Origin of the sequence: Ochrobactrum sp. BTU2 (assembly GCF_024539785.1) — a bacterium.
Lineage (GTDB): Bacteria > Pseudomonadota > Alphaproteobacteria > Rhizobiales > Rhizobiaceae > Brucella > Brucella anthropi.
In genome coordinates this window covers 75,324-90,665 of record NZ_JAHWRG010000004.1, presented here as the reverse complement: position 1 = coordinate 90,665, position 15,342 = coordinate 75,324, and the positions used below count along the sequence as shown (strand labels likewise).

The following is a 15,342-nucleotide window of genomic DNA, read 5'->3' as shown; positions in this document are numbered from 1 at the left end:
ATGCGGATATCTAACATATTCCAGCTTGGAGTGAAGGAACTGCGTGGTTTGGCGCGCGATCCGATGCTGCTGATCCTGATTGTCTATGCCTTTACGCTTGCGATCTATACGGCATCGAAAGCAATGCCCGAAACCCTCAACAATGCGGCGATAGCGATTGTCGACGAAGATCAGTCGCCGGTTTCGAGCCGGATCACGACGGCATTTTATCCGCCATATTTCGTGCCTCCGAAGCTGATTTCATCCTATGAAATGGATGCCCGGATGGATGAGGGGCTTGATACTTTCGCACTGAACATACCGCCGAATTTCCAGCGTGATCTTCTGGCGGGTCGTTCGCCGACAATTCAGCTCAATGTCGATGCAACCCGAATGAGCCAGGCCTTTACCGGTGGCGGCTATGTGCAGTCGATTGTGTCGAGCGAGGTAAGCGAATTCCTCAATCGCTATCGCGGTAGCGCACAAACGCCGGTTGAACTCAATCTCAGAGCGAGATTCAATCAGGATTTGAACAAGGGCTGGTTTGGTGCGATCAACAATGTGATTTCATCGGTTACGATGCTATCGATCATCCTGACGGGCGCGGCGCTCATTCGGGAACGCGAACACGGAACCATAGAGCATCTATTGGTAATGCCCGTGACGCCGGTTGAAATCATGGTCAGCAAGATTTGGTCCATGGGGCTTGTCGTGCTGGTTGCTTCTGCATTCGCATTGGTCTTCGTGGTACAGGGGCTGCTTGCCGTTCCTATCTATGGGTCGGTGTCGCTGTTTCTCGTTGGTGCTGCGCTCCAGCTCTTCGCAACGACCAGCCTTGGTATTTTTCTGGCTACGGCGGCCGGTTCGATGCCGCAGTTCGGAATGTTGCTCATGCTGGTGCTTTTGCCTTTGCAGGTGCTTTCGGGAGGGACAACACCTCGCGAAAGCATGCCTGAAATCATCCAGACAATCATGCTGGCAGCGCCGAATACGCATTTCGTCATATTGGCCCAATCGATCCTGTTTCGCGGAGCAGGGCTGGGTGTCGTCTGGCCGCAATTTCTGGCGCTGATCGTCATTGGCTCTGTGCTGTTCTACTTCGCGCTTCAGCGTTTCCGTGCGTTCCTGCGATAGGAAAATTCTTTAAAATCAGGAGGCTGAATCCATTCCCTGCGAATGTGATTCAGTTTTCTGTGCCGGATTGTGCTTTAGTGGAGTTGCGAATCCTTAACCATGTTGCTATCGCAATTCTCAGGAAACGGTTCCGCTGTTCAGGCGGATGAAAAGGGAACACGGTGAAGCCATCCTGGTTGATGCCGCGACTGCCCCCGCAACTGTAACCGGAGAGCTATCCTCCACAGCCGTGCAAGCGGTAAAAGCCACTGAGAGCAGTCGATGCACTCGGGAAGGCGGAGGGAAAGCGACGACCCGGAAGTCAGGAGACCTGCCGTATCCGGTCACCCATGCATGGATACGGGGTGTGTCCAGGCGCGGCTGTCCGTGGCGGTGACATTGTTGAAATGTTGCCGTCAGGGAGAAGGGCCTTCAGTGCCACTATCACTTCAACCTGCGGTGCGAGGAAAAGCCGGTATCGTTCTTCGGTTCGGCGGGTTGAGGGAAAATGCATCTTTTGAAATCATCTGTTTTATTGGTATCGGCCAGCGTTCTTGCGCTGCCGTCCACGACGCTTGCTCAAAGTCTGCCGAATAGTGCTGACAGTGTCGTCCTCGATACAATCGTGGTTACACCATTGCGCCGCGCGTCTTCGCTGCAGCGCTCGACCTCATCTGTAACGGTTATCGATTCAGCCGATATCGAACGGTCGGCTGCTCCCGATCTCCAATCGTTGCTGAAGTCCTATAGCGGTATCTCCATAAAGACGAACGGCGGGCAGGGCTCGTCGTCGGACATTTACATGCGTGGCATGTCTTCCAAGCAGACGGTTGTTCTCATCAATGGTGTGCGCACGGCGTCGGCGACAACCGGAGCAACTGCGCTTGCGAACATTCCTCTGAGTTCCATCGACCGTGTTGAAATTGCCAAGGGCTCTCATTCTGCGCAATACGGCGCCGATGCCATGGGCGGGGTGATCAATATCATCACCAAGCAAGGCGGAGCCTGCGGTGCTCGCTCCTGGTGCGGCAGTCTTTCTACCGGTGTCAGCCATCCATGGGGTGGATATGCTTCCGGGACCATACAGGGAAGAAGCAATGATGGTGTTGACTATGCCTTTGGTGCGGCCATAACCGGCACGCAAGGATATGACTTCACCACATCGGATGCCTATGGCCACGAACCGGATCGCGATGGATTCTTGCAGGGCTCATTCAACTTTGCGCTGTCGAAGGATTTCGACTGGGGCAAAATTTATGCGGACGGTCTCCTTAGCCGAGGGCGCAATCAGTATGATGCCAAGGCACCATCACCGAACCAGGCCGATAGTACCGCATTTACCGGCAAGATCGGAACACGCATCGATCATACGGCGGATTGGTCATCGACGCTGGAATTCAGCACCGGTATCGACAACAGCCGTAACTTCAGGAAAGGCGTGAGCGGTTCGGACCGGTTTGAAACCAAGCGTTATGGCGTTTTTGCCTCGACCGAGAAGAGTTTCGACACCGGCACGGTCAACCACACCGTGACCGCTGGTGTGGAAGCCTATCGCGAGGAGATCAACACCACCGTTGCTTATGATGAAACCAGCCGCGATCTGGCTGCTGTATTTGGTCAGTATTCGCTGGAGTATGAGGCGCTGCGCTTCGATGGCGGGCTGCGTTACGACCATAATGGGCAGTTCGGCGATGTCGTGACCTACAATCTCGGTACGAGTTATGAAGTTCTGCCGGACCTTGTTTTGCGGTCATCCTACGCCACGGGTTTTAGGGCGCCGACTTTCAACGAGCTTTATTATCCAGGCTTCGCCAATCCTGATTTGCAGCCGGAAAAGTCCCGATCATATGAAATCGGCTTGAACTGGCAGGCTACGGCTTCGACAAGCCTTGATATGGCATTCTATCAGACATGGTTGCGCGATGCGATTATGAGCACTGCGCCAACCTATCTGCCTTACAATGTCGCAAGTGCAAGGGTTACAGGCTTCGAAGCTACGCTGGCGCATCGTTTTGATGATCGCTGGGGCGTCAAGGGTTCTATCGACCTGAAGCAGCCAATTGATGAGGATACGGAAAAGGATCTTCCTTATCGTGAACGTTTCAAGGCTGCGGCGGAGGTCAATTTCACGCCGATTGAACAGCTCGATCTGACTGCAAGAGTGATCTATGGCGGTTCGCGTTATGCTGATGCTGCGAACAGCAAGAAACTCGGAGACTATGTGACTGCTGATTTCGTGGCAGTCTATTCCATCGACAAGCAATCGCAGTTGAAGTTCTCGGTGGAGAATATCTTTGACAAGGACTATCAGACCAGCTCTGGCTATATTGCGCCGGGGCGCACCATCAATGTCGGATTGACCCGGAATTTCTGAGGCTGAACAGAGAATGAAAAGGGCGTCCGCAAATTGGATAACCAGCTTCTGCCTCGCGGCGGGGCTGGCCCTATTCGTTCGAAATTCAGCAAACGCGGGGGACATTCCCCATCACGTCGTTTCCATCAACGTATGCACCGATCAGCTGGCATTGTTGCTGGCCAATGAGGGCCAGTTGCGATCGGTTTCTTACTTGTCGCAGGACCCGGAACTATCCGTGATGGCTGCAAAAGCCCGCGAGGTGCCGGTCAACCATGCGCAGGCAGAAGAAGTCTTTCTGATGAAGCCTGACCTTGTGCTGGCGGGCACATTCTCGTCGAGGGCAACGGTAGGGCTGTTGCGCAAGCTGGGTGTTCGTGTGGAAGAGTTCGCGCCTGCCCGCACGTTCGGCGATATAGAGGATCATCTGCGTCGCATGGGCGAGGTGCTCGGAAGACAGGCGGAAGCCAGCCGGGAAATCGACAAAATGAAAACTGCTCTGGCGGCAATCCAGCCTCCGATCCGTCGCAAGACGGTCGCGCTTTATTATGCCAACAGTTACACATCCGGCCGGGGGATGCTGGTTGATGAGGCCGTGCGTCTTGCCGGGCTTGATAATCTGGCCGACAAGGCAGGGATCAGCGGTTCTGCGCCGCTGCCGCTGGAAAAGCTGGTGCTCGAGAAGCCGGATATTCTGGTGCGCAGTTCAAGAGATCGCGCGCCTGCGCTGGCTTTCGAGAATTTCGAACATCCGGCACTGCGGGCGCTTGAAAAACAGGCGAGGGCGGTGACGATAGCGGATAATCTGACGGTTTGCGGTGGTCCATTCAGTGTGGAAGCTGTGGCAGAGCTCGCGGAGGCGGCGCGTGACTGAACGGAACCGCTTCTATCTTCTGCTCGTCGGGCTGGCCATGCTTGTGGTTTTGCTTTTCATCGTTTCACTGCTGACAGGGCCTGCTGCGATCAGTATGACTGACAGCCTCAGGGCGCTTTTCGGCGATGATAGCGAAATGATCGCACTCGTCATGCGTGAAATCCGCCTGCCGCGGGCACTGCTCGCGCTCCTCATCGGCGCTTCTCTTGGATTGTCTGGCGCTGCCTTGCAGGGCTACCTGCGCAACCCGCTCGCGGAACCCGGCCTGCTGGGTGTGAGCGCATCCGCGTCATTCGGCGCTGTTATTGCTATTTATAGCGGTCTCTCGCTTCTGTTCCCGCTGGCTTTGCCGCTCCTCGCGCTTGCAGGTGCCTTTGTGTCGGTGTTTCTCGTCAAGCTTCTGGCGGGGCGCAATGCTGGTACGCTTGCGGTCATATTGGCCGGTGTCGCGGTGACCAGTCTCGCCGGTGCATTGACGGCGCTGGCGCTCAACCTGTCGCCCAACCCGTTTGCCGCAATGGAAATCGTGTTCTGGATGCTCGGATCGCTGGCGGATAGATCAATGACACATGTGGCACTCGCTGCACCGTTTATCCTCATTGGCTGGGCCATGCTTCTGGCGCTTGGGCGGTCGCTCGACAGTTTGACACTAGGCGCAGATGCTGCGGCCACAATGGGCGTCAATCTGGCCCGCGTGCAGCTTTTTGCCGTGCTGGGCACAGCTTCGTGCGTGGGCGCTTCCACCGCTGTTGCCGGTGCAATCGGTTTCGTAGGGCTGGTGGTTCCTCATCTTCTGCGACCGCTTGTCGGTGCGCGTCCGTCGCGATTGCTGGTTGCCAGCGGTTTCGGTGGGGCTGCTCTGTTGTTGGCTGCTGACGTGTTGGTGCGTGTCGTTATGCCGGGGCGTGAACTGAAACTGGGCGTCCTGACGGCAATCATTGGTGCCCCATTCTTTCTGTGGCTTGTGTTTAAATATCGGAGGCAGCTCGTATGACATCGCTTTCGGTAAAAAATCTTTCCGTTACGCTTGGCGGGAAGGCAGTACTCAGCGACGCAAGTTTCGATATGCATGGTGGTGAATTCATCGGACTGATCGGACCTAACGGTGCTGGCAAGACGACATTGTTGCGCGCCATTTTGGGACTTGTGAGGTCCAGCGGGGAAATTTCGTTCGACACAGGCGATGTGCGCCACATGAGCGCTTCGACAAAAGCACAGAACCTCGCTTATCTGCCGCAGGAGCGTGATGTCGCGTGGCCGGTATCCGTGGAGATGCTTGTTTCTTTGGGACGCTCCGCCTTGAAGCCGGTTTTTGCGAGCATGAGCGCACAGGATAAAATGCTCATCGAGACCGCAATGCAGCGTATGGATGTTACCCGATTTCGGGAACGGTCGGCGATCGAGCTTTCCGGCGGAGAACGGGCACGCGTGCTGATTGCGCGCGTTCTGGCGCAGGATACGCCCGTAATACTCGCCGATGAGCCGGTGGCTGGGCTCGACCCTTCTCATCAGCTTGGATTGATGGAAAGTTTTGCCGAACTTGCAAAAGAGGGGAGGACTGTTGTCGCCTCATTGCATGAGTTGAGCCTTGCGGCACAGCATTGCACGCGCCTTATTTTGCTCGACAAGGGACGTATCGTTGCAGATGGGGAGCCAACGAAAGTTCTCACGCCACAGTTGCTGCACGACGTCTATGGTATTCGAGCGAAAATCATGACGGTGGATGGCGAGTTCATCGTCCATCCGACCTCACGTATTGGCTAGACATTTTTCCACCGATGCTCGCGGGAAGAGGCGTAGATGGCTTCTACAGCCTTCTGGACTTCATAACCTTCGCGGAAATCGGCGTGATTGGTCTTCTGCCCCGCAATGGCCAACAGGAAGTCGCGAACTTCGATCGTCTTGAGATCGTTGAAGCCGATCTGGTGGCCGCCCGCTACGCAAAATGCGCCATAGGGTTCGTGTTCGGGGCCAGCAAAGATCTTGCGGAAGCCTTGTTGTCCTTTTTTGTCGGAAAAGAGAAACAGGTCGAGCTCATTGAAGCGTTCCTGTGAAAAGAAGAGGGAGCCTTTCGATCCGGAAATTTCGAAGTCGTGCTGCATCTTGCGACCGCTGGTGATCCAGCTCGCTTCGATTGTGCCCGTTGCCCCGTTTTCAAAACGCACGAAAGCGCGGCAGACATCGTCTGTTTCCACGGGTTTCATCTGCGAAAGGTTCAAACTATCTGGGCGCTCATTGATGATGGTGACGGCGTCTCCCATGACCGTCGTTATCGGCCCAACGAGATAGCGTGCGGCGGCAATGATGTGACTGCCGATATCGGCTAACGCTCCTCCACCGCCTGCCGGATCGAGACGCCAGGTCCATGGAATACGCGCATCGGCCATGAAGTCTTCCGCATGAATACCGCGAAAATTGCGAATTTCGCCCAGTTCACCGCTGTCGATGATTTCCTTGGCCAGTTTTATCATCGGGTTTTTCAGATAGTTGAACCCAACGGCTGTCTGAACACCTTGCCGTTCTGCGGCGAGCGTCATTTCGAGGCACTCGGCAGCGGTGGGTGCAAGCGGCTTTTCGCAATAGACGTGTTTGCCCGCTTCAATGGCGGCGAGCGCCATCTCCTTGTGAAACCGGTTTGGCGTCGTGATGTCGATGAGATTGATATCCGGGTTGGTGATCAATTCCCGCCAATCTCCAGTGGCATTTGCAAATCCCAGTTGTTTTGCGGCTTTTGACGCCGTTTCAGAATTCACATCGGCCAATGTGTGAAGCTGCACATCGATAGGTAGGTCGAAAACGCGATTGACGTTAGCGAGCGCAAGGGCGTGCGTCTTGCCCATGAAGCCGGACCCGATCAAGCCCGCCACCACAACCTCAGCTCTATCAGCCATTGTCATTCCTCCAGAAACGATGGTCGAAGCGTTTGGTGCTGCGCAACTCCTTTGGGAAATAAGCATATCGTCGGCAGCTTATGCGATTGACATGAGCTACCAGAAATGGAATTATAATTCTACGAGAATTTGTTATGAATGTTTCATTCTATTGAAAAGATCCACGATCTGCATGTGTTCACGGGTAAAACGCTTGGAGGAGCGCCGGAATACAGCAGGCGGAAGGTAAAGCGTTAACGCAAACCGGCGGGGAGTGCCGGACAAGGGAGGAGTGAACATGCAATCTCTATTGAAATCGGCAGTGGCCGGGGTGGCGTTGCTGGCTGCGTCTTTCGCAGCACACGCGGCCGATATTAATATCGTTGTCGTCAGTCACGGTCAGGCATCGGATCCGTTCTGGTCTGTCGTCAAGAACGGCGTTGCCGAAGCGGCAAAGGATACGGGCGCGAAGGTCGATTATCGTGCGCCAGAAACCTTTGACATGGTGCAGATGGCCCAGCTTATCGATGCGGCGATCAATCAGAAGCCGCAGGGTATTGTGGTTTCCATTCCAGATGCGGATGCGCTTGGACCATCGATCCAGCGTGCTGTAGCAGCCGGTATTCCCGTCATTTCCATGAATTCCGGTTCCGATGCCTCGAAGAAGCTCGGCGCTCTGCTGCATGTTGGACAGGATGAATTTGATGCCGGTAAGGTAGCAGGTGAAGCATTGAAGAATGCTGGCGGCAAAAAGGGCATTTGCGTCAACCAGGAAGTGGGTAACGTCTCGCTCGATCAGCGCTGCGCAGGCTTCAAAGAGGGCTTTGGTGATGTAACGGTTCTGCCGACATCGACCGATCCTGCTGAAAACGAAGCCAAGGTTCGCGCTGCTCTGGCATCTGATGCTGCCGTCGACACAATCCTGACGCTCAATGCGACACTTGCAGGTGAACCGGCCGTGAAAGCCGCCGCCGAAAGCGGTCGCAGCGGAATCCACGTTGCGACGTTCGACATGTCGGCTGGCTTCCTGGAAGCTGTTGAAAAGGGACAGGCGGACTTCGCCATCGACCAGCAGCAGTTCCTGCAAGGCTACCTTCCGGTCTCGTTCCTCGCGCTTAATGCGAAGTACGGTTTGATGCCGGGCGGCAATGTTCCATCGGGCCCGAACCTGATCACCAAAGACAAGGCCAAGCAGGTCGTGGAACTTTCGGCCAAGGGCATCCGGTAAGCATTGTTTCGACCATCTGATATCGAACCCGCCCATGAAAATGGGCGGGAACGGGTCTCTGTGCCCAGAATGCATCAGGAGAAGATCATGAGTGAGCCACTTCCCCATGAAAAGGCCAACACAGCGGCGCTATCGAAGGATGAGCGGCTTCAGTCGGCGAGCCCAATGCAACGGCTCCTGAGCCGACCGGAATTAGGAGCGGTATCCGGCCTGATCCTAATTACGGTCTTTTTCGTTTCAGTTGCCAATCCGGCGATGTTTACTGCTGCCGGCATCATGAACTTCATGGCTCCTGCTTCGCAGCTCGGCATTCTGGCAGTCGCCGCAGCGCTTCTTATGATCGGCGGTGAATTCGACCTGTCTATTGGCTCGATGGTAGCTTTTGCAGGCCTGATCTTCGCCGCTGCCCTTGTCGTCTGGCAGGTGCCGCTCGGTATTGCCATCATCGTCACACTGCTGTTCGCCGCTTTCGTGGGGATGGTGAATGCGCAGATTGTTATCCGGACTGGATTGCCATCATTTATTGTGACGCTCGCATTCCTGTTCATTTTGCGTGGTCTGTCGCTAGTCGGGCTGAAATGGGCAACAGGTGGCGCTACGCAGCTGCGTGGCGTGAAGGAAGCTGTAGCGGGCAGTTATCTTGCGGGCCTGTTTTCCGGCGATGCTTTTCAGGGACTTTTCGCCTGGATGGCTGAAAACGATCTGATTGACAAATTTCCCAATGGTGAGCCTTCGGTAAAAGGCGTGCCGGTCGAGGTTCTGTGGTTCATCGCCATCGCACTTATTGCAACCTATGTGCTGGTACGCACACGCTTTGGCAACTGGATTTTCGCGGCCGGCGGTGATGCTCTGGCTGCACGCAATTCCGGTGTTCCTGTCCGTCGCGTCAAGACAACGCTATTCATGTGCACGGCAATGGCTGCGGCATTGGTGGCTATTCTTACCGTTCTGGATGCCGGTTCAACTGATGCGCGCCGGGGCTTCCAGAAGGAGTTCGAGGCGATTATCGCTGCGGTCATTGGCGGCTGTCTGCTGACCGGCGGTTATGGTTCTGCAATCGGTGCGTTCTTCGGCGCGATCATCTTCGGCATGGTTCTGATCGGGCTGACCTATACCCAGATCGATCAGGACTGGTATCTGGTCTTCCTGGGAGGAATGCTTCTAATCGCGGTGCTCTTCAACAATTTCATTCGCAAGCGCGCGACCGGCGAGCGCTGAGAGGGAGATTTGCCATGACGACACCCATCATCGAAGTTCGCAATCTCGTTAAACATTTCGGTCCGGTCATTGCATTGAACGGTGTTTCATTGAGCGTCGAACCGGGGCAGGTCCATTGCCTGCTTGGCGACAATGGAGCCGGTAAATCAACCCTGATCAAGACGCTTTCTGGCGTGCACAAGCCGACCAGTGGCGACTTTCTGGTCGAAGGAAAGCCTGTCACCTTCAACAGTCCGCGCGATGCGCTCGATCATGGGATTGCGACAGTTTATCAGGATCTTGCGATGATCCCGCTAATGTCGGTCATGCGGAATTTCTTTCTGGGACGGGAACCGACCAAAGGCATCGGCCCGATACGCTGGTTCGATACGCAGCAGGCGGAAGAAGTTACGCGTGAGGAGATGCGCAAGATCGGGATCGATGTCCGTGATCCGCAGCAGGCTGTCGGAACGCTTTCCGGCGGTGAGCGGCAGTGTGTGGCGATTGCCCGCGCCGTCTATTTCGGCGCGAAAGTGTTGATCCTCGATGAACCGACTTCCGCGCTGGGGGTCCGGCAAACGGCGATGGTTCTCAAATACATCAATCTGGTGCGCTCACGCGGGCTGGGTGTGATCTTCATTACACACAATGTCCGTCATGCTCATGCGGTCGGTGACAAATTCACAGTTCTCAATCGCGGGATAACGCTTGGAACGCGAACGAAGAACGATGTGGACATGGACGAATTGCAAAGCCTCATGGCAGGTGGGCAGGAACTCGCCGACCTGACTGCTGAACTGGGCGGTCGGGTCTGACCGGGATTTTCGGAGCGTAGAATGAACGGACAATTCAATGGCAAAGTTGCCGTCATTACCGGAAGCACGCAAGGGCTTGGCGCAGCAACTGCGAAACTGTTTGCAGAGAGAGGCGCCAAAGGTCTCGTTATATGCGGGCGTTCGGTTGAAAAAGGGCGAGCGCAAGTCGATCAGTTGGCAAATCTCGGAGCCAAAGCGGTCTTCGTGCAGGCTGATCTTGAGAAGGTGGAAGACTGCCGCAAGATCGTTTCGGAAGCCGACCGTGTTTTTGGAAGGCTGGACGTTCTCGTAAACGCTGCTGGTTTGACGGATCGGGGCACCATTCTGGATACGAGCCCGGAATTGTTCGACCGCTTGTTTGCGGTGAATACACGAGCGCCATTCTTCCTCATTCAAGAAGCGATAGAGCTGTTCCGGCGCGACAAGATTGAGGGAACGATTGTCAATATTTCTTCGATGTCGTCCATGGGCGGCCAGCCTTTCATTGCAGCCTATTGCGCTTCCAAGGGGGCGCTGGACACACTGACCCGCAACGTAGCCTATTCGGTTTTGCGCAATCGTATTCGCATCAATAGCCTGAATATTGGCTGGATGGCATCAGACGGCGAAGACCGTATCCAACGCGAGTTTCACAATGCGCCGGAGAACTGGCTGGATGAAGCGGCTAAGAGCCAGCCTTTCGGAAGGCTGATTGAACCGGTCGAAGTTGCCCGCGCGATAGCATTTCTGGCTTCGGAAGAATCCGGCTTGATGACTGGCGCCATCGTGAATTTCGATCAATCCATTTGGGGCGCTTACGGTTCATCTCCACATCCCGATCAGCCGCTTTGAGCGTTTGATAGTATCTGTGTGTTTGAATGAACGGGATAGTAACCGGTTCAATAGCTGAAATGGCGCGGAAGGTATTTCGTTGAAATTACCAATGATTTTTGTGTTGCCTTGTTCGAGTATTGCTTGAGAAAGCCCAAAAATATTGTGAGGAACATTTACGATCCTGCTTGCGCTTGCAATTTCAGGTAGTTAGAGCATCTGTCTGCCTGACCGATTCAGGCTGTGTGTTTTAAGCAGTTGTTTCAGCCGTATTTACGCGATGTCGAAACCTCCCTTTCGTCAGTGAATTCGTTCTGGCAATGGCTTGCACAGACACCGTTTTAATTTGCGCTGAAAGGACCAGCATCGTGGAGCAGGCAAAGAACGGAACCCGTAAGGGTGGGCGCAAGGCGCTGTGGGCGGCAGTTGCGGTAATCGCTATCGCTGCTGCCGGTTTGACCGGATACAAGATCACACTTGAGAACACGATCACGTCGCAGCTTGAAAAGCGTGGCGGCAAAGCATCTTCCGTCGAAGCCGACTTTCTCGGACGTATTCATCTGCGCGACGTGACGTTGCCGTTGAAGGATGGCTCCAACGTCCGTATCGCTTCGGTTGACGGTCGCCCCAAGTTTCTGTTCCTGACCGGCATGTTGAATGCGTCGGGCATTGATACGGAGATCGGAAACTACAAGGTTTCCATTCCAAGCGTGGCAATCGAAGACGCTAATTTCGATACAGCCATGCTGAAGGATACTTTCGGCAATAGCGGTCTGACGCTGCCGGAACGCGTTGGTCGTTTCTCGGCAAAGCGCCTGACTGCGCAGGAAATCAAGGTTGTCCAGACAGTCGCGAATAACGAACAGAACATCGTCTATAAGGACGTTGCGCTGGAAGATATCAACCTCGGTAAGGTTGCTCGTTATACGGCGGGCGGCACGATTTTCGACTTCACGATCCAAGTGCCGGGTGAAGACGGCGAAAAAGTCACGGACAAGATGACAGGCACCATGGGTGCCGCAGAGGGCAAAGACATTGATGGTGTCTTCCTCGCCCGCCTCTATACCGAAAAGGCAGGCCCGGACGATAAGGAAGCAAAGCCGGTCTATGGCCCGTTTTCGGCGAAGAACATCGTCATGAAGACGAAGGATGCGAACTTCAGCTACGATGAGATTCGCAGCAACGGTTTCACGGCTCGTATGCCCGCCGTACCGTTCACCGAAACCTTGGAGAAGCTCCAGTCTCTCGAAAATGCGGACGAACTTTCACAGGAAGAGACGCGCGAGCTTATTCTTCAGTTGAGTTCCCTGTTCGACACGATCGGTAAGGGCGATGTCGAAATGCTCGGCATGAAGATCGAGCCAACTGATTCATCGAAAGGCAAGGGCAGTATCGAACGCGTCGCAGTTGCTTTCGACAATCAGAAGATGGATGCGACCATCAAAGGCTTGGCCTTCTCCGAAGGTCAGGACTACATGAAGATGGAGGAAGCTTCCTTGAAGGGCTTCTCCTGGGCGACTTCAGTCGAAGCCTTGAAGAAGTTTGCGGCGCTGAATGAGGACGAAGTTGAAAACTTCCCTTTCACGACCATGCTTCCGGAATTCGGCACGCTTCGGGTAGTGGGGATCGACGCCGATCTGCCGTACGAAAAGTCTGAAGATGTGGACGCAGGCGAGGAAAATGCGGATGAGGGAGAGCAGGCTGCAACCGAAGAATCGTCGGTTCCTTCGCTGCCTGAACGCATTCAGTTTGCCATGAAGAACTATGAAGTCGCTCTCAACAAGCCTTACAACGGTATTCCGACCGATGTGCGCGTCGCTTACGAAGACATGTCGATCAAAGTGCCGACACAGGCTGATGACGAGTTCTACCAGCAGCTTCGGAAGCTTGGTTATGATAGTCTCACCATGTCTTCAAACTTCGAAGCAAGCTGGGATGAGGCAAACCAGGATCTGATCATCAAGGACATTTCGATCAGCGGTAAGGATATGGGTTCCGTATCCATGTCTGGTTTGATGGGCGGACTGACGAAGGAATTCTTCTCTGGCGATAAGGTGATGATGCAGGTCGCTCTGCTCGGGCTCAAGGCCAAGCAGGTAAACCTGAAGGTTGAAGAAAAGGGCATTATCGCTAACGCGATCAAAATTTATGCCGAAGAAAAAGATATGTCGGAAGACGAAGTACGCGGCACGATGTCTCTGATGGCTGCAGCCGCTCTGCAAGAGCTGGCAGCGGAGCAGCCACAGTTGCAGGATGTTGCGACGGCGTTTTCGACGTTCTTGGCTAAGCCGAATATTTTCGAGCTGACCGTCAAGTCGAAAGCCGAAAAAGGCATTGGCGCTCTCGAAATGGTAGCTGCATCGCAGGATCCGACCTTGCTGCTCGACAAGGTCGATATCGAAGCCAAGGCGGAATGATCGACTATTCCGCTGATCTGAGTGAAACGCCGGCCTTTGGCCGGCGTTTCTGTAATCAGAGCTTCACCAAAACATTACACAAGGGTCATGCCCTTGATATATAAGGGTCCTAGTAAGCCTCGGAAATAACGAGGCCAACATGACCAGAAAAAATGTCCTGCTTATCGTCGTTGATCAATGGCGAGCAGATTTTATCCCCCACCTGATGCGGGCGGAGGGTCGCGAACCCTTCCTCAAAACTCCCAATCTTGATCGCTTGTGCCGGGAAGGCTTGACCTTCCGCAACCACGTCACAACCTGTGTGCCGTGTGGACCAGCAAGGGCAAGCTTGCTTACTGGCCTTTACCTGATGAACCATCGGGCGGTACAGAACACTGTTCCGCTTGATCAGCGCCATTTGAACCTCGGCAAAGCCCTCCGCGCCATCGGCTATGATCCCGCGCTCATTGGTTACACGACGACGACGCCTGACCCGCGTTCGACGTCCCCAAGAGATCCGCGTTTCACGGTTCTTGGCGATATCATGGACGGGTTTCGCTCAGTGGGCGCATTCGAACCCAATATGGACGGATATTTCGGCTGGGTGGCGCAGAACGGTTTTGAACTGCCGGAGAACCGGGAAGATATCTGGCTGCCAGAAGGGGAGTATTCCGTTCCCGGTGCTACCGACAAGCCGTCGCGTATCCCGAAGGAGTTCTCGGATTCCACATTCTTCACGGAACGCGCGCTGACCTACCTTAAGGGCAGGGATGGCAAGCCATTCTTTCTGCATCTAGGTTACTACCGCCCGCACCCGCCATTCGTCGCCTCCGCGCCTTATCATGCGATGTACAAGGCCGAAGATATGCCTGCGCCGGTTCGCGCGGAAAGTCCGGATGCCGAAGCGGCACAGCATCCGCTTATGAAGCACTATATAGATCATATCAGGCGTGGTTCGTTTTTCCATGGGGCGGAAGGCTCCGGCGCAACGCTGGACGAAGGCGAGATTCGCCAGATGCGCGCCACCTATTGCGGCCTGATTACGGAAATCGACGATTGTCTGGGGCGGGTCTTCGCTTACCTTGATGAAACTGGTCAGTGGGACGACACACTAATCATCTTCACCAGCGACCATGGTGAGCAGCTCGGTGATCATCATCTGCTCGGCAAGATCGGCTACAACGACGAAAGTTTCCGTATTCCTTTGGTTATAAAGGATGCGGGGGAGAACCGGCACGCTGGCCAGATCGAAGATGGGTTTTCCGAAAGCATCGATGTCATGCCCACCATCCTCGAATGGCTCGGCGGGGAAACGCCACGCGCTTGCGACGGACGTTCGCTGTTGCCATTTCTGGGTGAGGGAAAACCCGCCGACTGGCGCACAGAATTGCATTACGAATTCGACTTCCGCGACGTCTTCTACGATCAGCCGCAGAACTCGGTACAGCTCTCCCAGGATGATTGCAGCCTCTGTGTGATCGAGGACGAGAACTACAAGTACGTGCATTTTGCGGCCCTGCCGCCGCTGTTCTTCGATTTGAAGGCGGACCCGCACGAATTCAACAATCTGGCTGAAGACCCCGCTTATGCGGCTCTCGTTCGCGACTACGCCCAGAAGGCTTTGTCGTGGCGACTGTCTCATGCCGACCGGACACTGACCCATTACAGATCCGGCCCGCAAGGGCTCACAACGCGCAACCATTGATC

The 15,342-nt window shown here is 54.8% G+C and carries 12 protein-coding genes and 1 riboswitch; of the genes, 11 read left to right on the top strand and 1 reads right to left on the bottom strand.

Annotated elements, in window-relative coordinates; translation table 11 throughout:
• The 5 genes from KWJ32_RS12865 (at nucleotide 1) to KWJ32_RS12845 (ending at nucleotide 6,083) form a co-directional block, all read left to right on the top strand.
• Nucleotides 1–1,113 (top strand): ABC transporter permease, encoded by a 1,113-nt coding sequence (locus KWJ32_RS12865; RefSeq protein ID WP_012091811.1) that lies wholly within the window; start codon nucleotides 1–3, stop codon nucleotides 1,111–1,113.
• A 108-nt stretch (nucleotides 1,114–1,221) separates the two neighbouring features.
• Nucleotides 1,222–1,446, top strand: a riboswitch (cobalamin riboswitch).
• A 154-nt stretch (nucleotides 1,447–1,600) separates the two neighbouring features.
• Nucleotides 1,601–3,466 carry a TonB-dependent receptor gene (locus KWJ32_RS12860; RefSeq protein ID WP_012091812.1) on the top strand — a complete coding sequence of 622 codons (1,866 nt, stop codon included), beginning with the start codon at nucleotides 1,601–1,603 and terminating at the stop codon, nucleotides 3,464–3,466.
• A gap of 13 nt (nucleotides 3,467–3,479) precedes the next feature.
• Entirely contained in the window at nucleotides 3,480–4,319 is an 840-nt protein-coding gene (locus KWJ32_RS12855; RefSeq protein ID WP_012091813.1) for an ABC transporter substrate-binding protein, read from the top strand.
• On the top strand, nucleotides 4,312–5,313 hold the full coding sequence (locus tag KWJ32_RS12850; protein WP_012091814.1) for an iron ABC transporter permease: 1,002 nt from the start codon (nucleotides 4,312–4,314) through the stop codon (nucleotides 5,311–5,313). Before KWJ32_RS12855 ends, KWJ32_RS12850 begins: the two co-directional genes overlap by 8 nt.
• Entirely contained in the window at nucleotides 5,310–6,083 is a 774-nt protein-coding gene (locus KWJ32_RS12845; protein ID WP_012091815.1) for an ABC transporter ATP-binding protein, read from the top strand. The genes KWJ32_RS12850 and KWJ32_RS12845 overlap by 4 nt, the downstream gene beginning before the upstream one ends.
• Here the strand turns inward: KWJ32_RS12845 and KWJ32_RS12840 are convergent.
• Nucleotides 6,080–7,210, bottom strand: a complete 1,131-nt coding sequence (locus KWJ32_RS12840; protein ID WP_012091816.1) for a Gfo/Idh/MocA family oxidoreductase — start codon at nucleotides 7,208–7,210, stop codon at nucleotides 6,080–6,082. The two genes, KWJ32_RS12845 and KWJ32_RS12840, sit on opposite strands and share 4 nt — an antisense overlap.
• Nucleotides 7,211–7,487: 277 nt before the next feature.
• Between KWJ32_RS12840 and KWJ32_RS12835 the strand changes: the two genes are divergently transcribed.
• The 6 genes from KWJ32_RS12835 to pehA all read left to right on the top strand — a co-directional run bounded on the left by KWJ32_RS12835 (nucleotide 7,488) and on the right by pehA (nucleotide 15,340).
• Complete coding sequence (locus KWJ32_RS12835; protein ID WP_012091817.1) at nucleotides 7,488–8,417, top strand: sugar ABC transporter substrate-binding protein; 930 nt, start codon at nucleotides 7,488–7,490, stop codon at nucleotides 8,415–8,417.
• A gap of 87 nt (nucleotides 8,418–8,504) precedes the next feature.
• Complete coding sequence (locus tag KWJ32_RS12830; protein ID WP_012091818.1) at nucleotides 8,505–9,635, top strand: ABC transporter permease; 1,131 nt, start codon at nucleotides 8,505–8,507, stop codon at nucleotides 9,633–9,635.
• Between the two features lie 14 nt (nucleotides 9,636–9,649).
• The gene (locus KWJ32_RS12825; RefSeq protein WP_010659800.1) at nucleotides 9,650–10,429 is read left to right on the top strand and encodes an ATP-binding cassette domain-containing protein; all 780 of its coding nucleotides are present in this window, start codon (nucleotides 9,650–9,652) and stop codon (nucleotides 10,427–10,429) included.
• Nucleotides 10,430–10,450: 21 nt separating this feature from the next.
• A complete protein-coding gene (locus KWJ32_RS12820; protein ID WP_012091819.1) occupies nucleotides 10,451–11,260 on the top strand; it encodes an SDR family oxidoreductase in 810 nt (269 codons plus the stop codon).
• Nucleotides 11,261–11,607: 347 nt separating this feature from the next.
• Nucleotides 11,608–13,656 (top strand): hypothetical protein, encoded by a 2,049-nt coding sequence (locus KWJ32_RS12815; protein WP_040129207.1) that lies wholly within the window; start codon nucleotides 11,608–11,610, stop codon nucleotides 13,654–13,656.
• Between the two features lie 139 nt (nucleotides 13,657–13,795).
• Entirely contained in the window at nucleotides 13,796–15,340 is a 1,545-nt protein-coding gene (pehA, locus tag KWJ32_RS12810) for a phosphoric/sulfuric ester hydrolase PehA (RefSeq protein WP_012091821.1), read from the top strand.
• Nucleotides 15,341–15,342 lie beyond the last annotated feature (2 nt).